This is a genomic window from Neorhizobium galegae bv. orientalis str. HAMBI 540 (assembly GCF_000731315.1).
GTDB classification, from domain to species: Bacteria; Pseudomonadota; Alphaproteobacteria; order Rhizobiales; family Rhizobiaceae; genus Neorhizobium; species Neorhizobium galegae.
In genome coordinates this window covers 1550126-1570084 of the sequence record NZ_HG938354.1, presented here as the reverse complement: position 1 = coordinate 1570084, position 19959 = coordinate 1550126, and the positions used below count along the sequence as shown (strand labels likewise).

Sequence of the window (19959 nt, the reverse complement as noted above, 5' to 3'; positions counted from 1 at the left end):
ATGCCCGCTTTGACATTTGAGAACATCTCCAAGAAATTCGGCGACAACACCGTCATCGATGCTTTCAGCGCAGAGATCCACGATGGTGAGTTCCTGGTCCTGCTCGGCCCCTCCGGCTGCGGAAAATCGACGCTGCTGCGCATGATCGCGGGCCTCAGCGACATTACCTCCGGGGACCTGCTGTTCGACGGGTCCGTCGCCAACGATTGGGAGCCCAAACAGCGCGGCGTCGCCTTCGTTTTCCAGACCTATGCGCTCTATCCGCATATGACGGTTCGCGAGAATATCGCGTTTCCGCTGATCATGGATGCGTTTCGCAAGTGGTATCATCTGCCGATCGTCAACATCGTCGCCCGCCACAGGCTGATGAAGCGGGCGGATATCGCCGAGCGGACCCTCAGTATCGCCCGTCAGCTCGAGCTCGAGCCTCTGCTCGACAGACGCCCGGCGAGCCTCTCGGGCGGGCAGAGGCAGCGCGTTGCGCTTGCCCGCGCTCTCGTGCGCAACCCGGCTCTCTACCTGCTCGACGAGCCGCTTTCCAACCTGGATGCCAAGCTGCGCACGCAGATGCGCTCGGAAATCTCGGCTCTGCATCACAAGGTCGGCAAGACATTCGTCTACGTGACGCACGACCAGGTCGAGGCCATGACCATGGCGACGCGCATCATCGTGATGAACAAGGGCATCGTCCAGCAGGTCGATACGCCGGACGAGATTTACGATCGTCCCGCTAACACCTTTGTCGCGCGTTTCGTGGGGTCGCCCCCGATGAACCTCATTCCGGCTTCGGTCAGAAACAACGCGCTCCAGCTTTCGGGCAAGCTCGCGGTCGAACACGCAGCGCCGCTCCCACCGAGACGGGAGCTGACATTCGGGGTCAGGCCCGAAAAGCTCACCCTTCACCCGGCCGCGGAAGGGCGCCTGCCTGCACAGGTTGCGGTCGTCGAGCGCCTCGGCGCGGAGACGGTGATCGGTTGCCGCCTGATGACCGGCGAGGAGAACAAGGACCAGCGATTGCTGGAACACGACCTCGTCTTCGTCCGGGTCTCGGGCAACCCGAAGGTCAAGATCGGTGAACTGTGTTCGCTGGATTATCAGGCGGACGATGTCCTGTGGTTCGACATCGACAACGGCGATCGCATTTTCCCGGACCAGGAGTGAACATCATGCAGAATTTCCACGTCTCGGCGACCGGGCACAGCCTCAACTACCTTCCCGAATATGTCGCGGTCTGGCAGGGCTTCTTTCAGGACGAGGGGCTCGACGTCACGGCAAGCGTTCCCTCTCCCTGGGATCGGGTGCTCAGCGACATCGGCTCGGCCAAGGCCGACGCCTCCCTTGGTGGCATCTGGGTCCCGTCGATGTTCCATGGCCGCGGCAAACGTTATACGCCGTTCGCGCAGATCGCGGCCCGCGCCCCCCTGGCCATCCTCGGCCGCGAACAGCCCGGGGATTTCGATTGGCAGGCCGTGCCCGGCAAGACGATTTCCATGAAGGGCAGCAATGGCGCCAGCGTCGGCCTGTTCACCAAGCTTTTGCTGCGCGAAAACGGTGTCGATCCGCTGACGGTCAATTTCGTCCAGGATCTCGACGGCAAGATGCTGTCCGATCTCTTCGTCGGTGGCATGGGCGATTATCTGGTCATCGACTACCCCTCCGCCGTCACGCTTGCATCGAAGACCGCCGTCCATGTCGTTGCCGAACTCCCCATCACCGGCGGTAACGTGCCGTGGAGCGTCTACTACGCCGAAGGCGAGAGCGATGATGCACGGCTGGACACCCAGACCCGGTTCTCAACGGCGCTCGGACGCGGCATGGAGTGGATACTGGCAAACGACGCCGAGGAATACCGCGATTTCCTGGCAAGGACATTCCCGAAATTCTCGCCGGACCTGCTCGTGAGGCTAACCGATATCTATCGGGCCAATGGCATGTGGACGACGCCGCGGATCGATCCGAACGCCTATGCCCGCTGGCAGCAGGGTATTGCCGACGGTCATCTCACAGAGGGGCCGATCGCCTACCGCGATCTTATCGACACGCGCCCGACGGCAGCCTTCACGGCCGCCTGACCCCAAGTTGATCCCTGGAGTATCCGAGACGATGCGTATTGCCGTCATCAATCCCAACACGACTGCGTCGATGACGCAGCGCATCACGGCTGCGGCGCGCGCCGTTGCCGGCCGCGACACGGAAATCGTCGGCCGGCAGCCAGGAAACGGCCCGGAAGCGATCGAAGGTCCCTTTGACGGGGCGCTTTCGGTGCCCGGCCTGCTGAAGGAAATCGTTGCTGCCGAACGCGATGGCGCCGACGCCCATATCATCGCATGTTTCGACGATACCGGGCTGGATGCGGCAAGGGCGATTGCGACAAAACCGGTGATCGGCATCGGCGAGGCTTCGTTCCATGCCGTCAGCCTTGTGGCGCACAGTTTCTGCGTGGTGACGACGCTTTCCCGCTCGGCGCCGGTCATCGAGGACAATATCCACCGCTACGGTTTCGGCCACCGCTGCCGCCGGGTTTTTGCGACCGACATTCCGGTACTCGAGTTGGAAAATCCGCAAAGCGGCGCGTTCGAGCGGATATCCGACTTCATTCGCCAGGGAGTTGCGATGGGTGCCGAGGGCGTTTCGCTCGGCTGTGCCGGCATGGCGGAATTTGCGCTCGACCTGCAGCGCTCGCACGGCATTCCGGTGGTCGATGGCGTCTCGGCGGCCGTCGGTCTTGCCGAGACGCTCGTCAGGTGCGGCCTGACTACATCCAAATCCGGTGTCTGGGCGTCGCCGACGCGTCTGCACGTGCTCGAAAAATTTTCCTGACCAAAGTCGCGCCTTACCGGCCTACCGGCCGATACTGGTCTGGGGGGTCGATACGTCGTCGAGCAGTTTCACCAATCTGTCGATCTTTTCGAACCGGGCAAGGCTTGCCTCGCCCATCGTCGTCGATACGCTCCAGGCGAGATAATTGATGATGGTGACGGCGGCGACGAAGGAATTGAAGGGTGACGGCGATTGGCAGCGGCATCGCAGCACATGGTTGGCGGCCTTGGCGCTTGCTGCAGCGCTGAGATCGGTGATCAGCACCGTTATCGCTCCTGCGGCGCGCGCCTCCTTGATGATCGTCGGCAGCAGCCTGGGGCGCCGGCGAAATGCGATGACGAGCAGCACGTCGCCCTTGGCGATGGAGGCGATCTCATGCGAATAGCTCCCCCCGCCGGCGGGGATCACCTGCACGTCGCTCTTCATCAGCGTGAAATAATGGGCGGCCTGGAGCGCCAGGCCGTAACCGCTGCGAAGGCCCATGATCCACAGGCGGCGGGCGCCGACGATCGCCTGGCTTACCTCGCTCAGCGTAGTTTCGGACAGGCTTTCGGCGGTGGTTCGAATATTGTCGAGGTCCATCTGGACCGTGCTGGAAAGCGTGACCTTGCCGGACGGCGCGCGATCCGGGTCTTCCAGGCCTGCCCGGGGCGATCCCCAGTGCTGGTCGGCCCGGATCTGCCGCTTGGCATCGGGATAGGTCGCATAACCGAGTGAGCGGATCAGCCGTGCCGCAGTTGCTTTCGACACCTGCGCCTTTTCCGCAAGTTCGCCCGCCGTATAGCTCGGCAGGTCCATCTGGTATTGCAGCAGGATGTCGGCGAGCCGCTTTTCGGCGGGCGACAGCGTGGAATATATCGCGTAGATGCGCGCCTCGAGGGAGCGCGGCTGTTGCTGGGCTGTCGATTTGCGGGACGGACTCACAGGACACCCTTCGTCTGCATGCGATTGAAGCTGACGTTAGGCCGGTCCAGACCTCTTGTACAAGTACCGACGGTTCCAATCCCTTCAACAGCGGCTAGATCCCTCCTCGCGCATTTCTCCGCCAGCGGCGGAGATTCGCCGGCGAAGGCGGGTGTGCAAGGGGAGATTTTGGTAGAGCTCTTGGATGTAGAGGTTACGGCCAGCACTTTCCGGTTCGCGTCGGCCATTGTCCGTTGCAATTCTGCGACCCCTGTCAATAAGATGAGTATAGCACTCATATTTTATTGATCAGCAAAGATTCGGCTTTTATAGCTGCGCTCGGCGAACCATCTCGCCCAGCGACCTTCTCTCGCTGCTCCCTCACTCCGTGATCTGTCAGGATCACCCACCGCAGTTTGCCGCCAAGAAGGATCGGGCAATGACGTTATTTTGCAATCGGTTTTATGCCCGCCGCCATCTTCTCGGCTCCACCGTACTCGTTGGCGCCATGGCTGCAGCCATCATGCCTATTGGGGCAGTTGCGCAGGATGCGGCTAGTGACGCGACTACGCTCGAACCCATAATCTTAAGAGGCTCCGGCACCCAGACGATCAGTGAGGACAACGACACTATCGTTCCCGAGCGTTCGGTTTCCGCCCTGAAGACCGACACACCGCTCGTCGAGACGCCGCGCTCAGTTTCCGTGATCACACGCAAGGAGATGGAGCAGCGTGCCGTCACCGATATAATCCAGGCAACCCGGTACAGTTCCGGCGTGAGCACCGGTGGCTTCGGTTATGACCCGCGCTTCGATCAGATTTACATCCGTGGCGTCGAGACAACGACAAGCGGTGATTTTCGCGACGGCCTGCGCCAACCGGTGATGACCTACGGAACATTCACAACCGAAATATACACGCTCGACCGTGTGGAGGTGTTGAAGGGCCCAGTGTCTGTTATGTACGGCGCGGCGAGCGCAGCCGGTATCGTCAACAAGATTTCCAAACTGCCGCTGCAGGAAGCGCACCACGAGGTCGAACTCCAATACGGGACGGTTGGCCGCAAGCAGGCTGCCTTCGATGTTGGCGGACCGATCGGCGAAGGCAGCGACATGTTCTACCGTGTCGTAGGGCTCGTACGAGAAGGGGAGACCAACTACGATATTCAGGACGACCGTTACCTGCTGCAGCCGTCCTTTACCTGGGAGCCGACCGACAGCACCAAAATCACCATCTACGGCCTGGCTCAGGATACCGAAACCGCGGCGAGCGCCTGGACCTTCAAAAACGACGGCCAGATCTATCTCGTCAGCGACCCGGATTACGATTATCAGAAAATTCGGCAGTATCAGCTGGGCTACAAACTCGAACATGACTTTGGCAACGGCCTGACCTTCCGGCAGAACGCACGCGTGAGCGATCTCGACCTCAAGGCACGTTATCTCAACCGGATGACAATGTTCAGCGCTCCGGCCGATCCCTGGTCGACCGCAGCGGTTACGGACAAGATGCGTGCCTACCAGATCGACAACCAGCTTCAAGCCAAGTTCGAAACCGGCAGCATATCACATACCATTCTCGCGGGGCTGGATTACACTGCCGTAAACTCGGATTTTGCCGTCGGCTATGGGTCCACATCGCCTGGCAACGTCGGTGGCGCACCAACGCCTGCGCTTACCGGCTTCACTGGCAACAACCTGCGTCAGACGGGACTGTATGCGCAGGAACAGGCAGAGATCGGAAACTGGCGCTTCGTCGGCGGCTTGCGCTATGATTGGCTGGATCAGACCACCACAGATAAGGTCGGTGGCACAAGCGACGAGAGGGAAGACGGAGCTCTGTCCGGTCAGGTCGGCCTTCTCTATCTCTTTGACAATGGGATCGCTCCCTATGTGAGCTACGGAACCTCCTTTGTACCCTCGACCGAGCTCTCTGCCTCAGGGGCCGTGCTGGAGCCAACGGTAGGCCGTCAGATCGAAGCCGGCATCAAGTATCAGCCGGATGGCGAAAACTTCTCGCTCAGCTCTGCCGTCTATCGTCTTGTTGAGACCGGCAAGCCGCAATACGATCCGGCCCTTCCGGGAGGGCTCTATTATCAGAACTCCGGCGAGAACACGTTCACCGGTTTTGAAATTGAAGGCCGCAAGGCTTTCGACAACGGCATCAGCCTGATTGCCGCCTATACCTACGCGCATGGCGAAATCACCGGCCATCTCGACCGCAGCATCGTCGGCAACACACCGACGACGACACCCCGGCATGTCGCTTCGCTCTGGGTCAATTACGATGCGCCTGAGGATGTGGCGATCGGCGGTCTCAGCATCGGTGGCGGCGTCCGCGCCACGAGCAAGTCCTTCACCGACAATTACAACACAGCCAGGAATGCCGGCGTCGTCTATTTCGATGCTTCGATTGCTTACGACTTCGGCGTCAAGTCGCCTGACCTGAAGGGGCTTTCGCTGTCTGTCAGCGCGACCAACCTCGCCAATCTGGAGGAGCAGGTTTGCAACGATGGTTATTGCTACTTCGGCCAGGGGCGCACGGTTCTGGGCTCGCTGAAATATAAGTGGTAGCAGGTGGGTCTATTGGCGTCATGGCAAAAAATCTCAGCGAGTTGAGCATGACTGAAAAAACCTACACGTTGCCCGGAACTGTTTGTTTTGACCTGGCGCCAAAGGCGGGCGGCGAGCCCTATCGCATCTTCCTCTATATTCCCACCGGCGAACCTCCGGCTGAGGGATGGCCGCTTCTGGTCCTGACCGACGGGAATGCAACCTTTCCCTTTGCCGTCGCCAGCCTGGTAACGCAAGCGCCCTACCCGACCGGAACCAACGTCGGTTGGGGCGTTATCGCGGCGATTGGCTACCCCTCTGACGAACCCTATAACGCACTCCGCAGGGCGTGGGACCTGGGGCCTCCGCCGATCAAATCCTATCCGCCCTATTTTGAAGGTGGCCCTGCCGTCCGCATCGGCGGGACGGGGGAACTGATCGACGTGATCGAGACACAACTGCTTCCGCGGCTTTCCGAAATGGTACGGCTCGACGCGACGCGACGATCGCTCTTCGGGCACTCCTTTGGAGGTCTTTTCACTCTCTACGCCCTTTTCGAACGTCCAGCCCTTTTTGCCAACTGGATTGCTGCCAGTCCGACCATCTATTGGGAAGGCAGTGAAATCCTGAACAATGAGGTGCGCCGCCAGAGCGTCGCGGGTCACGCGGCCTTCCTGCATCTGTCGGCCGGTGAGTACGAGGGAGATAAACTTGCTCCTTTCCAGTACCGAAACGAAGATGCGGCGTCCCGTCTGGAGAAGAGGAAAACCGAGCAGACCATCGCGTTGGCGCAGGAGATGGCAGAGCGACTGAACCGTCCCGAGGACGGCATTCGGACGCAGTTCGAGCTTTTTGCAGGGCAGACCCACATGTCCGTCCTCGGACCAGCCGTCAATCGCGCAGTGGGCATCGCTTTCGAAGTGGTGGACAAAAATGCATGACAGACACGTGCGCCGCAGGCGCGACATTTCATTATTGGCTTAGGAGGTAACGTGGTCTCGGCTCAGCTAGCTCAGGACGCTCCCGAAACGACGGATGCTTTTGCTGTTGACAAGGTCGGTCTTTCCATCGACGGGAACACGATCCTGTCAGACGTCAGTCTCGATTTTCCAGCAGGTGAGGTGGTGGCCCTGGTCGGCCACAATGGTTCCGGCAAATCCAGTCTCTTGAAAATTCTGGCGCGGCAACTCACACCGACCGCCGGATCGGTCGCTTACGGTGGCCGCAACCTCGCGCATTATCACGGCCGTGACTTTGCACGGTCGGTTGCCTATTTGCCGCAGGATCTGGGTACAGGGTCAGACATGACGATCCGCGAACTCGTCGGTTGCGGGCGCTATCCCTGGCACGGCGCGCTTGGCCGTTTCTCCGATGTCGACAAGGCAAAAGTCGAGGCCGCCATAGCCGCCACGCATATCGAGACCTTTGCCGATCGTGTTGTAGGCACATTGTCCGGTGGAGAGCGGCAGCGTGCGTGGATCGCCATGCTGATCGCTCAGGACGCCCGGTGCCTGCTGCTCGACGAGCCGACCGCGGCGCTGGATATCGCGCACCAGATCGAAGTGCTGTCTCTCGTGCAGCGGCTGGCCCGCGAAGGCGGCCGGAGCATCGTGATCGTTCTTCATGATATCAACATGGCCGCCCGCTTCTGCGATCGGATCCATGCGCTGAAAGGCGGACGGGTCGTTGCAAGCGGCACGCCGAACGAAATCGTAGTGCCTGAGACGCTCCACGCCATTTACGGGATCGATATGGATGTGATTTCCGTTCCGCACCTTTCGCATCCGCTTGCCTATGCCTGCTGAGGCCTGTTCCGGGATGAAGATTTCAAGGCGTTCACTTCTGCACTATGCCGCGGCCGCAGCCGTCGTGGTGCCGAAGCCATTGTGGGCCGAAGTCGCCAGACAAAGAGTGGTCAGCCTCGACTACGGGCTGTCGTCCACGCTCCTGTCGCTTGGATTGCCTCCAGTCGGAATATCCGACCTTGCCGACTGGGACAAATGGGTGGTCGAGCCCGTGATGCCGCAATCGGTCGTCGATATCGGCAGTTCTCATGAAGTCGATTTCGAGGTCCTGATTCAGCTGAAGCCGGACATTATTCTGACGACGCCTTATCTCGACGAGCTTTTGCCCAGGCTCCAGCCGATTGCGAAGATTTTGCGGCTTGAGATCTTCACGCCCGACACTGGCCCGATCCTGCCGGCGGCGATCGCGGCGACGCACAGACTGGCTGCCGAACTCGGTCATGAAGCCGAGGCGGAACAATTCCTGGCGCGATCCGACGCATTCTTCGAGAGGTGCCGCCGACGGCTTGCCGGCCGGACCGTTCCCTCCGTCACGCTGGTGAGCTTTATGGATGCGCGGCACGCTCGCGTCTATTCGGCCCCTGGCCTGTTTCACAATGCGCTCGAGCGTATTGGCGTGCGTAATGCCTGGACGCGGCAATCGAACTATTGGGGCTTCGAGACGATTGGCATCGAAGAATTGTCCGTCATCACCGATCCGGACGCCCGGCTGATCGCCTTCGACCCCGTCCCGCCCGACGTGTTGCCGAAGCTCGTCGACAGCCCATTGTGGCAGGTGCTCCCGTTTTCCCGGCCGGGCCACCTGTCAGTCGTTCCGCCAGCGCTGATGTTCGGCATGGTCAACGAGGCTATGCGTTTCGCCGGCCTGGTGACCGACGTTCTGGAACAAGACGCATGAAGGCAATTCGCCGCGAAAATCTCGGGCCGGCGCTCGTGTTTCTCGTCCTGCTCTGCGCCGGTTGCATGGCATTCTGGCTTCTCGTAGGACCGGTGCTCTCAGGATCGGCCGGGCAGGGCTACGACATCCAGCGCATGGTGCTTTATTATTCGACCTTGCCACGGCTAGCCACGGCGTTACTTGCCGGTGCCGCGCTCGCATTGTCCGGTGCCTTGTTCCAGCAGGTCCTACGAAACCCGCTGGCCGACCCGACGACGCTCGGCGTGTCAGCCGGAGCCAATCTCGCACTGGTTGTGGTCTCGCTTTTTATGCCCGGCCTTATTGGGGCCGGCCGCGACATTGTCGCTCTTCTCGGGAGCGGTGCCGCCGCTGCGATCGTCGTCGGCTTTGGCGCGCGGCGCGGCTTCTCCCCCTATTCGCTTGTCCTTTCGGGCTTGGTTCTGAGCCTCTGGTGCGGGGGCCTATCGGCGATCCTGACCTACCTGAACCAGCGCTACCTGGCGAGCCTGTTCATTTGGGGCGCGGGTTCGTTGGCGCAGCAGAGTTGGGTCATTCCCCAGTCGCTCATCTGGAAGGTGAGCACCGTCGCCATCGTCTGCGCCCTGGTAATCAGGCCGCTGTCGCTGCTCGATCTGGGAGAGAGCAGTTCGGCCGCGCTCGGAGTGAGGCTCGCTCGCCTTCGCATCGTGGTCGTCGCCTGCGCGGTGATGCTTGCCGCCTTCGTCACCAGTGCCGTCGGCGTCATCGGCTTCGTCGGACTGGTCGCACCGACGCTCGCGCGGCTTTCCGGAGCGCGTCGGCCGGTCCAGTTGATCTTCTGGTCTCCGTTGATCGGCGCGGGACTGCTCTTTCTTGCCGACTCCGTGCTCCAACTCGCGGCGGGCGGCTTTGGCGATTTTCTGCCGACTGGTGCAGTCACTGCCATCTTCGGTTCGCCGCTGCTCCTGGCGCTACTGCCGCGATTGAAGATCCGGCACAGGATGCAGCAGCCGGCGGCGCGGCGGCACCCGCCCACATGGAACACAAAAGTCCCCGTTGCCATTGCTGCCATAAGTGTTCTGGTTCTCGTGATTGTCGGCCTTTTTGTCGGACGTGGGCCTGGCGGCGGCTGGACTGTCCTTTCCGGCGAATTCCTCGATGAGCTCCTTGCGATCCGCGCCCCGAAGGTCTTTGCGGCGCTCGCATCCGGCGCGATGCTTGCCGTCGCGGGTTCGATCCTCCAGAGATTGACCGGCAACGAGATGGCAAGCCCCGAAGTTCTCGGGATCAGCGCCGGCGCTACCTTCGGCGTTGCTATCGCGCTTTTTGCTATCGCACCGGGGTTCTCCGGCCAGCTTGCCTTTGCGGTCGGCGGTGCCATCTCGGTTCTCACCGTCATTCTTCTGAGTTCGCGGCGCTCCACCTTCGCCCCGGAACGGGTCTTGTTGGCCGGCATCGCGCTCAGTGCGATGATCGATGCAATTGTCGGCGTCTTGAGTTCGACGGGAGATCCAAGGGCAGTCCTGCTCATGCGATGGATGAGCGGCTCGACCTATCTGGTCGACGGCACGGTAGCCACGGCGGAAGCAGCAATAGCAGCCGCACTGCTTGCCGTTGCTCTGGCAGCGCGCCGTTGGCTCGATATCCTGCCGCTCGGACCAGCCCCTTCGGCTGCGGTCGGTATACCGTTGGCCAGATCGAGGCTGGCGCTGTTTGGGCTTGCCGGACTTATGACCGCGGCCGCAACGCTGACTGTCGGGCCGCTATCCTTCGTGGGACTCATGGGGCCACATCTTGCGCGGGAGGCCGGCTTGACGCGCGCCCTTCCACAGATGATCGGCGCTGCGCTGATCGGCGGCGGACTAATGGTGGCGGCAGATTTCGTCGGCCGCACCATCGTAGCGCCCTACCAGATCCCGGCCGGGCTCGTGTCAGCCCTCATAGGTGCTCCTTGCTTGATGTTTTTGTTGAGTAAGAGGCGTTAGAACTATTTCCCGCGTGTGAATCCGAACTGGAGCCCCGGTGCCGATCGGCAGGTTAAATAATTGTTATTGCTCAAGCGACAAGGGGCTTGGATGATGCCGGTTCGAAGCCTTTCTTCGTTACTCTTCGCCGGCTCGATCAGATGGCCAAATTAGGCCCGATCGAAACCTCGTCGGAAATCAAAAACCATCCGTCGCGAGGGGGCTTCCCCTAGCTGATCCGGTGGCCACAAACATACAAACAACGCCCCCGTGCCCAAGTTATCAAGTTTGACAAACTTTGCCAAATTCAACTAACTTGTGCGCAGTATGGAGGCTCGAATGGCTACTATGAACGTATCTTTACCAGACCCAATGAAAGATTGGGTTGAGGCGCAAGCGAGGACCGGGCGATATTCCAATGCCAGTGACTATGTGCGCGACCTGATTCGGAGAGACCAAGCGCGCAGTGATAAGATTGCTGCCATGCAGCGCTTTGTCGACGACGGTCTCAAAAGTGGTGTTGGCGGCCGCTCAAAGGACGAACTCTTTGCCGCGGCTGTCGTGCGCGCGGAAACCACCCGCGGCAGCAAATAATGCGTTTTAGCTTTTCTGTCGAAGCGGAAGAGGACATCATTGCAATCGCCGAGCAAAGTGTCCGCATGTTCGGATCCGCACAGGCTAGGCGGTATTATGACGAGCTTTTTGCGGTGCTTGACCTGATTGCTGCGAATCCGCGAATGGCGCGTGAGCGAGAAGAGATTTCGCCGCCCGTTAGGATCCATCCGTTCAAAGCGCATCTCGTTGTGTACCGGATCGAAGAGAATGGAGCTATTTTCGTGATCCGAATACGCCATGGACACGAAGACTGGGCCGGCGATCCTGTTTAGGCCTCGTCGATTGAATGAATAAGCAAAGTTGCATCTGGGTCATGTACGGATTGAAAGTGATCAATCCATGGTCCCAATAAAGGTGATATTCAGCTAAGTGTCCTTGAGTCCGATTTCCACGAGACCGCCGAAGAGGAAATGCCCGAAAACCGTTCGGAAGTCCTACTCATCGCCGCGGAGGATCCAGCGTTGGAAGAGACTTCGCGTGAGCGGCCGCTTCGCCGGAGTAGGGGAAATCCTCACCGAGCTGGCGGTCGCCGTCATAAACTTTGAAGGTCGGTCCCTCGAGCTCAACAATCCTATAACCGTTGACGTACTCGACCTTCGGCGTTTTCCATCCCATTATCAGCTTCCCTCTTAGTATCTCTACAGCCGCAGCTCGCGCTCGCCGGCACACAACAACATTCTTTGTCCCGGAATCACCAAGTCAACTTGCACCCGCTCATGTTTATCAGGAGGGACGTTGAATGGCTTCGATCTCATCGACCTGGTTGCGAAGTGCGGACGGCGGATTGCGATCGGCGTCGCGTCCGGCCGCTATACCGTCCGCGAGCTCCGCTCCCCGCAGCCAGTCAGTCGCTCCCGAAACCTTATCACATCTCGCGGGGCAGCGTAGCCCTGTCCGGGACCTACCCGTCGGGACCTCGCTGTCAATCTAACGGCTCGCTTGTCCACCCTACATCCAATCTCAGCAGGCTTGCTATTCCGGCGCGCTGATCTCGTCGATGTACCACATGGATCAGCTTGGCTCGTTGACGAAACTGCCAGCTCAAGCTGAACAGCGCTTCCTGGCAGAGCCCTGTATTTCGCGAAGCCGATTTCTTAGTCAAAGAACCGAGACGTTCTCTGCTTTTGATTTCCCGGTTTTGCGATCTTGCCCCAGTTCGAAGCTCACCTTGTCGCCTTCACGGAGCGATCCGCCGCGCTCGAGTGCGGAGACATGGACGAAAACGTCTTGTCCGCCATTCTCGGGGGTGATGAAACCAAAACCCTTGTCGTCGTTGAAAAACTTCACTGTACCAGTCGCCATAAATACCTATTCCCGTGTTCGCAGAGTTGTGGGTGCACTCTATAGCGGGATGACCGCCGTGGATACAATGATCGTCGCGAATATTGCCAATGGCCAACGTGGATACAGAGACAGACGTACGGGCTACCACCACCGCAGCGATGGTTTCTGGTACCCTTAGCAGCATTCGGTGCTGTCGCTATCATCGGCGGTGCCATCGCGAGCCGGCCTCGCGCGGGTGGGGGCAGCCATGCACAGTGGTGTACAAACCGCTATCAGTCCTATCGCGCTGACGGCAACACGGATTCTCCGCGCGCAGGCGTGCGAGCGACCTGTTCATCGCTCTATAGATAAAGCCAGTTTCGGATGGGTGCTCTAGTAGGCATTCCTGATGCGGCTTCATCCCTGCGTTAACTCGCCCTTTCCCGAGCCGCTGGCCGTCCCGTCCGTTCAATGGGGATCGGTATGGTGTCGGTAACTCGCAAGTTATGGCTTCCGCGATTTGCTAACTCTCCTAAGCAATCATGGAAGGGAGTGCGGGTCGAAGAAGAAGTCCAGCTGGTGTGCTTTCCTGTGCGAAAGCGAGACGCAATTAACCTCTCGGTAACGAAGCCGGAGCATGAGTCTGGGGCTCAATCGCTGAGAGGTTTTGTCATGCGTGTTCCCGGTGGTGCTGTGCTTTTGGTTATCCCGATTATTGCGGTGCTGCTGTTTGGCGCGTCGCTCGCTTGGGACCAGCTCGACAAACTCGATCCCATCGTGACTGGCGCGATCCGATAGAAAGATATCTATGCCTTCCTCAACCAGCTCCCACGCTCGCTTTTGATTGAGGAAGGGCTTGGCAGGTGGAGCCCGGTTGCCATTGCAATCATCGGCATGAGTCTCATCTTGCCGGGGAGGACTGCTTACGTTGACGCTAAGATGGACAAGCCGGTACGAGCTTCAAGTGAGATAATATTTGGGGCTTGGCTCACAAATTCATGCTTTCCGAATGGCGGTATTGTAGGGATCAGGAATTAGCACTTGCCGAGAGCGCTATTTTGGCTGCGCTCGGGCAGCGCAATGGTCGCTGACGAGCGCGGCCTTGCGCGCGATCGAATCTCGTCGCGCACGGTCCACGCCAGGAATGCCATTGCCAGCATGGCGGCCGGGAAGCGAACGTTGCTGGCGCAACGATAGCGGAGAGCCGCTGGAGCGCACCAAACTAAATCCGAACGCACCATCCTTACGTGCTGTTCTTAGCACGGCTACGCCGCTGCCGGCGCTCTGTCGAAAGATCGGGCAGATTGCCCTCCAGCTCCAGGCTGGTGTGGTCGCGGTCATCCGCCGAGAATTCTCTTTCGATTTCCTTGATCGCGTCTTCGAGCCTGTGCAGTTGGGTTGGCAGAGAACCATGCCCAGCAGGCATGTCTGCGCGTGTAAGAAGCCTTTCTATTCCACGGCGGGCGGAAGCATAGATACGTTGCCGCCCTTCGACCGTGGTGTCGTTGGAGCGCTGGATGGCTTGGCGGAGTACGGAAATAAGTGCTGACATAGGATCCTTGCCGCGATGAAAGCATGGAGCTAGGGCCAGATTGTCAGTCGTCAATTGTGCGAATTCGCGCTAAATCCAACTGTTTACTATTTCCAAGCGCCGGCGCAGTCTATCCTGTAACGTTGTTGAGCTGCCATGGGTCAACGCGCTCCCCTTGCGCCATTTCACGACCGCCAGATCGCTATGCTGACGCGCGATCAACGCATAACTGGCTCGAGGGGCTCCTTCCTGAACCAGACATCTCGCATAGGCTTCCGCCGGGCGCTCCGCCGTTCAACCCTTCCTGCTCAGACAATGCTGGCATTCTAAAGCGCCAGCCACAGCTGCGATTCCGCGATCGGTGCTCGCCGTTCCAGCGAAGACAGCGACACGCCGAGCAGGCGGATCCCTTTTCGCGGTGGGAAGATTGGCGCGAGCAGCCGGCCGACTACGTTCTCCAGCTCGGCGATCGTTGGTAGAGGAGCCGCAACCGTTCTGCTGCGGGTGATCTGAGTGAAATCGGCATATTTGACCTTCAGTGTCACGGTCTTTGCGCCGATTTCATTGGCCTCGCAGTAACCCCACACTTTTTCGATCAGCGGCTGAAGCCCTTCGCGGGCAGGCTCGTAGGCGTGGAGGTCCTGCGAGAACGTATCTTCGGCGCCAACGGATTTGCGCACCCGGTCGGGCCTGACCTGGCGCTCGTCGAATCCGCGGGCGATGCCGTAGAAATAGGGTCCCGACTTGCCGAAGTGGTCGACGAGGAATTCGAGCGTCTTCTGCTTGAGGTCTGCGCCCGTCTCGATCCCGAGCCGGTGCATCTTCTCGGCCGTCGCCGGCCCGACGCCATGAAATTTCTTGACGGAGAGCGCTTCCACGAATGCCGGTCCATTCTTCGGGGTGATGACGGCCTGGCCGTTGGGCTTGTTCAGATCGCTCGCCATCTTGGCGAGGAATTTGTTGTAGGAAATTCCTGCCGACGCGTTGAGGCCGGTCACCTGCTTGATCCTGACACGGATTTCCGATGCGATCTCGGTGGCGAGCTCCATGCCCTTCAGGTTTTCGGTGACATCGAGATAGGCCTCGTCGAGCGAAAGCGGCTCGATGAGAGGCGTGTACTCTGCGAAGATCTCACGGATTTGCTGCGACACGGCCTTGTAGACATCGAAGCGGGGCGGCACGAAAATCAGCTCCGGACATTTGCGCTTCGCGGTGACAGACGGCATGGCCGAGTGAACACCGAATTTGCGGGCCTCATAGCTCGCCGCCGCCACCACACCGCGGGCTGCCGATCCACCGACGGCAATCGGTTTGCCGCGCAGGTCAGGGTTATCGCGCTGCTCGACCGATGCGTAGAAGGCATCCATGTCCACATGCACGATTTTGCGGATGGTGGGCGAGCTCGTGTCGTTCATGGCGGCTTCAGCGATCGTGATGTTATCCGCCAGCCTTCTACCTCGAAACAGAAGGGGAACGTAGCAGTCTTCGCCGCGATATCAACCATTTCGATGACGCTGGTGTCCAAGCCAGAAACTACCGGGCGCCTCAGGGGTTCTCGCCCTGTAAACATCAGGAGCAAGAGACAGCAGCAGTACAGCCCCAAAACACCACACGTCCATATGCCGAGGCCAATCGCTGGTAGACGAGGCCCGATCCAGCTCTGAGAGCTCCCGAGGGCTTATGCTTAACAGCGCGCTAGCGGTTCGGCCTAGTCGCTGCGGCGCGGTCCCGGCCGGCGATCACGCGGCAGCTTCGACGCAGGTGCCCCGATCCTGACGATCATTCCATCACATCAAATAAGCTCGATCTGCGCGACCGCTGCTTCAAGTTTATGTTCATCGCGAATCTCGCTGTGGAAGAGTTCGAGCAATGTCGCCGCAGCCCCTCAGCTTGCGGGCTCTTCTTGCGAATGCCACCCGCTGCGCGTCGGGTTGAGGGGCTGCGCCTTGGCGGACCAGCGCAGGCCCTTGTTTGCCCGGATCGGCTTGTCCGCTAGATGGTTCGTCCGCTAGATCAAGTGGGGACAGCCCTTGGTTTGCCCAGCAAAGCGCTAGCGGGTTCATATCCTGTCAAAAACACCGATTTCCACCGATCGACCGCCCAAGCATACTTCATCTGGTATTGTTGACAGCGTACATCATATCCTGCATCCGCCCTACGATGTCGTCCAGCACTGCAATGCGCTGCCCGCCTGACGGACGAATGGCGAAGTAGGAGACTTCGATCTTCGGCTCGAAGGGAATAGCGATGATGTCGGCGCCGGCGGACCGAAGGCTGGTGTGATCGACGATGCCGACACCCATTCCCGATGCAGCGAAATAGCAGCAGTTCAGCATCGAGGTTTCCATCGTGCTGATCGGTTGATGGTCTTCATTCGAAAAGGCGCGGTCCAGCGCCAGCCTGAGCGGCGAATTGCGGCCCGGGATCAGGACGCGCTCGTCCAGAAGGTCGGCGGGCGTGATGACCTTGCGAGACGCCAGCCGGTGGCCGGGCGCCATGGCGGCGACAGCATGCGAACCGTGCAGCAGGACGGCATTCTTGTCGGCCATACGCGGCGAGCCGAAGACGAAGCCGAGATCGTAACGGTTTTTCTCGACCATATCCCAGATATGGCGGCTGTTTTCGACATCGATCACCAGTGGGATGTCCAGACGGTTGCCGACAACATCGATGATCGCCTGATGCAGGTAGGGCCGGACCAGCGAGGTGACGCTGGCTATCCTCAGCACGATGTTCTTGTGCCGGCGGATATCGTCGGCGGCCTGAGCGATCTGGTCGAGCCCGAGATAAAGCCGCTCGACCTCCCGGAAGAGCTGCGTCGCCTCGGCTGTCGGCATCAACCGGGTCCCGACCCGTTCGAACAGCCTGATCTCGACGATTTCCTCCAGGTCGCGGATGAGGCGGCTGACGGCAGGCTGCGTGACGCTCATCGCCTCGGCGGCGGCGGTAATGCCGCCCGTCATCATCACGCTTCTGAAGGCTTCGACCTGTCGTGGCTTCAATCGCATGCGCTTGGCTCTCCCATAACATTAGGACATGAACGGAACACCAAATGCAATTTTTCTTTTCTGGCCCGAGGCTTTAATGCCATCTCTATTCCGCTGGGAGAGCGCGGATTTCGGAAACACCGGAGGAGCTCCATCATGAAATTCCTTACGATCGCAGCCGCATTGGCAGCGTCAGTCTTTGCCGTACCGTTCGCAGCCCATGCGAAGGACCTGACCGTTGGTCTGGCCGCCTCGACCACGTCCATGGATCCGCAGTTCTATGTCGTCGGCCCGAACAGCGCCATGGCGCGCAACCTCTTCGACGGCCTCGTCAATCAGGACGCCAAGCAGCAGATCCAGCCGGCACTCGCCGCGTCCTGGACGACGATCGACGATACGACCTGGGAATTCAAGCTACGGCCGAACGTCAAGTTCCACGACGGCAGCGACTTCACGGCGGACGATGTCGTCGCCAGCATCAAGCGCGTGCCGCTCGCTTCGAAGAACAGCCCGAGTTCGTTTGCCGCCTATGTGAAGGCGATTACCGAGATCACTGCCGTCGATCCGCTGACGGTCCGTATCAAGACGGACGGCCCGACGCCGCTCCTTCTGAACAACCTCAGCCGCATCGCCATCCTGCCGGCCGAAATGGAAAAGACGACCACCGAAGACATGAACTCGGGCAAGGGCGTCATCGGCACCGGTCCGTTCAAATTCGTCTCCTGGACGCCGGACGACAATGTTGTCGTCGCCCGCAACGACGGCTACTGGGGCGAGAAGGCGGCGTGGGACAAGGTGACGTTCCGGGTGTTCAAGAACAGCAGCGCCCGTGTCGCCGCCATGCTTTCCGGCGATGTCGATATGATCGAGAGCATTCCGACTGCCGACACGCGCAAGCTCCAGGCGTCCGACAAGCTGAAGGTCGTCAACGTTGCGGGCAACCGCATCATGTATCTTCACATGGACCAGGGCCGCGAGGAATCGCCCTTCGCCAAGGGTCCGGACGGCAAGAACCCGCTGCTGAAGCCGGAAGTACGTCGTGCGCTTTCTCTCTCGATCAACCGTGAGGCGCTCGTCGACCGCATCATGGACGGCCAGGGCGTTCCGGCCGGGCAGGTCGTTCCGGAAGGTTATTTCGGCTATGACCCGGCGATCAAGGTCGATGCCTACGACCCGAACAAGGCCAAGGAACTGCTGGCCAAGGCCGGTTATCCGGACGGTTTCTCGTTGACCTTCCACGCATCGAACGACCGTTATCCGAACGACTCCAAGGTGGCGCAGGCGATTGGCCAGTTCTTCAGCCGCATCGGCATCAAGACGGAGGTCGTGACGCTGCCGGGCAGCGTCTACTTCACCCGCGCTTCCAATCTGGAGTTCAGCTTCATCATGGGCGGTGCCGCTGTCGAAACCGGCGAAGCCTCCGGCGTGCTCGGCCCCATCCTCGAGACCTATGGTGAGAAGGCAGGGCAGGGCAATCGCGGTCGCTACTCCAATCCGGAGTTCGACAAGGCGCTGAGCGAAGCCCGTGGTACGCTCGACGATGCCAAGCGTGAGGCGCTCCTGAAGAAGGCGACCGAGATCGCCATGACCGATCTCGGTGTCATCCCGGTCTTTTACCTCGCCAACACCTGGGCACTCAAGAACGGCCTTTCCTATGAAGGCCGGTCGGATGCCTACACGCTTCCCTACTATGTGAAGCCGAACTGATCCGGAAAGCGGTGATCCGTCATGTCTTTCAGCGGCGTTTTCCCCTACCTTGTTTCGCCGATCGACCAGTCGGGCGCGGTCATGGAAGGCGTGCTGACGGATCTCGTGGATCACCTGATCGACGCCGGCGTCCATGGATTGACGCCGCTCGGCAGCACCGGTGAATTTGCCTATCTCTCCCAAGAGCAGCGGCGCCACGTCGTCGACACGGTAATCTCGGCCAATCGCGGCCGGGTGCCCGTTGTCGCCGGCGTGGCGTCTACGTCGACCAGCGATGCCGTCGCTCAGACGGAATACATGGTCGAGGCGGGAGCTGACGGCATATTGGCTATTCTTGAGGCCTATTTCCCGGTCAGCGACGAGGGCGTCGAAGCCTATTTCGCGGCTATCGCCAAGGCAGCGAAGGGCCGGCCGGTCGTCCTCTACACCAATCCGCAGTTCCAGCGTTCCGATCTCACTCTGCCAGTGATCGAGCGTCTGAGCCATGTCGAGAACATCCGCTACATCAAGGATGCCTCGACCAATACCGGGCGCCTGCTGTCCATCATCGAGCGGACCCGCGGCCGGATGGAGGTGTTCGCCGCCTCCGCGCATATCCCGGTCTGCGTGATGATGATCGGCGGGGTCGGCTGGATGGCAGGCCCGGCCTGCATCGTGCCGCGCCAGAGCATTGCCCTTTACGAAGCGGCGAAGGCGGAGGACTGGGCAAAGGCGATGGAACTGCAGCGTCTGCTTTGGCGCGTCAACGAGATCTTCGCGAAATATTCGATCGCCGCCTGCATCAAGACGGCGCTCGAGCTTCAGGGCTTTCCGGTCGGCGCGCCGATGGCGCCGCAGGCGCCGCTCGCAGACGCGGCCCGTGCCGAGATCGGTGCGGTTCTACGTGATGTCGGCGCGCTCTGAGCGCCGGCATTCAACCGACAATTCAAGGGCAAA

Annotated in this window: 18 protein-coding genes; 13 read left to right on the top strand and 5 right to left on the bottom strand. The window is 60.2% G+C overall.

The features are described 5' to 3' along the window. The 3 genes from RG540_RS29955 to RG540_RS29945 are packed head-to-tail and all read left to right on the top strand — an operon-like array spanning nucleotide 1 to nucleotide 2820. Entirely contained in the window at nucleotides 1-1161 is a 1161-nt protein-coding gene (locus tag RG540_RS29955; RefSeq protein WP_041365992.1) for an ABC transporter ATP-binding protein, read from the top strand. A gap of 5 nt (nucleotides 1162-1166) precedes the next feature. Beyond that, a complete protein-coding gene (locus tag RG540_RS29950; protein WP_041365990.1) occupies nucleotides 1167-2072 on the top strand; it encodes an ABC transporter substrate-binding protein in 906 nt (301 codons plus the stop codon). A gap of 31 nt (nucleotides 2073-2103) precedes the next feature. Beyond that, nucleotides 2104-2820 (top strand): aspartate/glutamate racemase family protein, encoded by a 717-nt coding sequence (locus RG540_RS29945; RefSeq protein ID WP_041365988.1) that lies wholly within the window; start codon nucleotides 2104-2106, stop codon nucleotides 2818-2820. A 21-nt stretch (nucleotides 2821-2841) separates the two neighbouring features. Here RG540_RS29945 and RG540_RS29940 read toward each other — a convergent pair whose 3' ends face one another. Beyond that, a complete protein-coding gene (locus RG540_RS29940) occupies nucleotides 2842-3744 on the bottom strand; it encodes a MurR/RpiR family transcriptional regulator (RefSeq protein WP_041365986.1) in 903 nt (300 codons plus the stop codon). Nucleotides 3745-4231: 487 nt separating this feature from the next. Between RG540_RS29940 and RG540_RS29935 the strand changes: the two genes are divergently transcribed. The 7 genes from RG540_RS29935 (at nucleotide 4232) to RG540_RS29905 (ending at nucleotide 11807) form a co-directional block, all read left to right on the top strand. After that, nucleotides 4232-6295, top strand: coding sequence for a TonB-dependent siderophore receptor (locus RG540_RS29935; RefSeq protein WP_157884714.1), 2064 nt, complete (start codon nucleotides 4232-4234; stop codon nucleotides 6293-6295). 20 nt (nucleotides 6296-6315) lie between these two features. Then, on the top strand, nucleotides 6316-7215 hold the full coding sequence (locus tag RG540_RS29930; RefSeq protein WP_407668951.1) for an alpha/beta hydrolase: 900 nt from the start codon (nucleotides 6316-6318) through the stop codon (nucleotides 7213-7215). Nucleotides 7216-7266: 51 nt separating this feature from the next. Then, nucleotides 7267-8079: an ABC transporter ATP-binding protein gene (locus RG540_RS29925; RefSeq protein ID WP_041365982.1), complete on the top strand. Its 813-nt coding sequence runs from the start codon at nucleotides 7267-7269 to the stop codon at nucleotides 8077-8079. Between the two features lie 13 nt (nucleotides 8080-8092). Then, nucleotides 8093-8977 (top strand): iron-siderophore ABC transporter substrate-binding protein, encoded by an 885-nt coding sequence (locus RG540_RS29920; RefSeq protein ID WP_041365980.1) that lies wholly within the window; start codon nucleotides 8093-8095, stop codon nucleotides 8975-8977. Further along, nucleotides 8974-10941 (top strand): Fe(3+)-hydroxamate ABC transporter permease FhuB, encoded by a 1968-nt coding sequence (gene fhuB, locus RG540_RS29915; protein ID WP_041365978.1) that lies wholly within the window; start codon nucleotides 8974-8976, stop codon nucleotides 10939-10941. Before RG540_RS29920 ends, fhuB begins: the two co-directional genes overlap by 4 nt. A gap of 318 nt (nucleotides 10942-11259) precedes the next feature. Next, nucleotides 11260-11514 carry a type II toxin-antitoxin system ParD family antitoxin gene (locus RG540_RS29910; RefSeq protein ID WP_041365976.1) on the top strand — a complete coding sequence of 85 codons (255 nt, stop codon included), beginning with the start codon at nucleotides 11260-11262 and terminating at the stop codon, nucleotides 11512-11514. Beyond that, nucleotides 11514-11807 (top strand): type II toxin-antitoxin system RelE/ParE family toxin, encoded by a 294-nt coding sequence (locus tag RG540_RS29905; protein ID WP_041365974.1) that lies wholly within the window; start codon nucleotides 11514-11516, stop codon nucleotides 11805-11807. The genes RG540_RS29910 and RG540_RS29905 overlap by 1 nt, the downstream gene beginning before the upstream one ends. A gap of 826 nt (nucleotides 11808-12633) precedes the next feature. Here the strand turns inward: RG540_RS29905 and RG540_RS29900 are convergent. Next, the gene (locus tag RG540_RS29900) at nucleotides 12634-12837 is read right to left on the bottom strand and encodes a cold-shock protein (protein WP_040125337.1); all 204 of its coding nucleotides are present in this window, start codon (nucleotides 12835-12837) and stop codon (nucleotides 12634-12636) included. 633 nt (nucleotides 12838-13470) lie between these two features. On the opposite strand from RG540_RS29900, the gene RG540_RS33520 reads away from it, so the two are divergent. Continuing rightward, on the top strand, nucleotides 13471-13596 hold the full coding sequence (locus RG540_RS33520) for a hypothetical protein (protein ID WP_255761646.1): 126 nt from the start codon (nucleotides 13471-13473) through the stop codon (nucleotides 13594-13596). Nucleotides 13597-14041: 445 nt separating this feature from the next. On the opposite strand, the gene RG540_RS29890 is transcribed toward RG540_RS33520, so the two are convergent. The 3 genes from RG540_RS29890 to RG540_RS29880 form a co-directional block, all read right to left on the bottom strand. After that, nucleotides 14042-14350, bottom strand: coding sequence for a hypothetical protein (locus RG540_RS29890; protein WP_041365969.1), 309 nt, complete (start codon nucleotides 14348-14350; stop codon nucleotides 14042-14044). Nucleotides 14351-14655: 305 nt separating this feature from the next. Then, nucleotides 14656-15744, bottom strand: coding sequence for a DNA polymerase IV (gene dinB / locus RG540_RS29885; protein WP_041365967.1), 1089 nt, complete (start codon nucleotides 15742-15744; stop codon nucleotides 14656-14658). Nucleotides 15745-16440: 696 nt separating this feature from the next. Next, nucleotides 16441-17337, bottom strand: a complete 897-nt coding sequence (locus tag RG540_RS29880; RefSeq protein WP_041365965.1) for a LysR family transcriptional regulator — start codon at nucleotides 17335-17337, stop codon at nucleotides 16441-16443. Nucleotides 17338-17472: 135 nt separating this feature from the next. On the opposite strand from RG540_RS29880, the gene RG540_RS29875 reads away from it, so the two are divergent. Both RG540_RS29875 and RG540_RS29870 read left to right on the top strand, forming a co-directional pair. Beyond that, nucleotides 17473-19023 (top strand): ABC transporter substrate-binding protein, encoded by a 1551-nt coding sequence (locus RG540_RS29875; RefSeq protein ID WP_041365963.1) that lies wholly within the window; start codon nucleotides 17473-17475, stop codon nucleotides 19021-19023. Nucleotides 19024-19044: 21 nt separating this feature from the next. Further along, a complete protein-coding gene (locus tag RG540_RS29870) occupies nucleotides 19045-19926 on the top strand; it encodes a dihydrodipicolinate synthase family protein (protein ID WP_041365961.1) in 882 nt (293 codons plus the stop codon). The last annotated feature ends 33 nt before the right edge of the window (nucleotides 19927-19959 follow it).

Bases quoted from the DNA above. Each gene is read 5' to 3' on its own strand.
- RG540_RS29920 (WP_041365980.1), top strand. From the start codon at position 8,093: ATGAAGATTTCAAGGCGTTCACTTCTGCACTATGCCGCGGCCGCAGCC.
- RG540_RS29955 (WP_041365992.1), top strand. From the start codon at position 1: ATGCCCGCTTTGACATTTGAGAACATCTCCAAGAAATTCGGCGACAAC.
- RG540_RS29890 (WP_041365969.1), bottom strand. From the start codon at position 14,350: ATGTCAGCACTTATTTCCGTACTCCGCCAAGCCATCCAGCGCTCCAAC.
- RG540_RS29875 (WP_041365963.1), top strand. From the start codon at position 17,473: ATGAAATTCCTTACGATCGCAGCCGCATTGGCAGCGTCAGTCTTTGCC.
- RG540_RS29910 (WP_041365976.1), top strand. From the start codon at position 11,260: ATGGCTACTATGAACGTATCTTTACCAGACCCAATGAAAGATTGGGTT.
- dinB (WP_041365967.1), bottom strand. From the start codon at position 15,744: ATGAACGACACGAGCTCGCCCACCATCCGCAAAATCGTGCATGTGGAC.
- RG540_RS29945 (WP_041365988.1), top strand. From the start codon at position 2,104: ATGCGTATTGCCGTCATCAATCCCAACACGACTGCGTCGATGACGCAG.
- RG540_RS29880 (WP_041365965.1), bottom strand. From the start codon at position 17,337: ATGCGATTGAAGCCACGACAGGTCGAAGCCTTCAGAAGCGTGATGATG.
- RG540_RS29900 (WP_040125337.1), bottom strand. From the start codon at position 12,837: ATGGCGACTGGTACAGTGAAGTTTTTCAACGACGACAAGGGTTTTGGT.
- RG540_RS33520 (WP_255761646.1), top strand. From the start codon at position 13,471: ATGCGTGTTCCCGGTGGTGCTGTGCTTTTGGTTATCCCGATTATTGCG.
- RG540_RS29930 (WP_407668951.1), top strand. From the start codon at position 6,316: ATGGCAAAAAATCTCAGCGAGTTGAGCATGACTGAAAAAACCTACACG.
- RG540_RS29935 (WP_157884714.1), top strand. From the start codon at position 4,232: ATGGCTGCAGCCATCATGCCTATTGGGGCAGTTGCGCAGGATGCGGCT.
- RG540_RS29950 (WP_041365990.1), top strand. From the start codon at position 1,167: ATGCAGAATTTCCACGTCTCGGCGACCGGGCACAGCCTCAACTACCTT.
- RG540_RS29905 (WP_041365974.1), top strand. From the start codon at position 11,514: ATGCGTTTTAGCTTTTCTGTCGAAGCGGAAGAGGACATCATTGCAATC.
- RG540_RS29870 (WP_041365961.1), top strand. From the start codon at position 19,045: ATGTCTTTCAGCGGCGTTTTCCCCTACCTTGTTTCGCCGATCGACCAG.
- fhuB (WP_041365978.1), top strand. From the start codon at position 8,974: ATGAAGGCAATTCGCCGCGAAAATCTCGGGCCGGCGCTCGTGTTTCTC.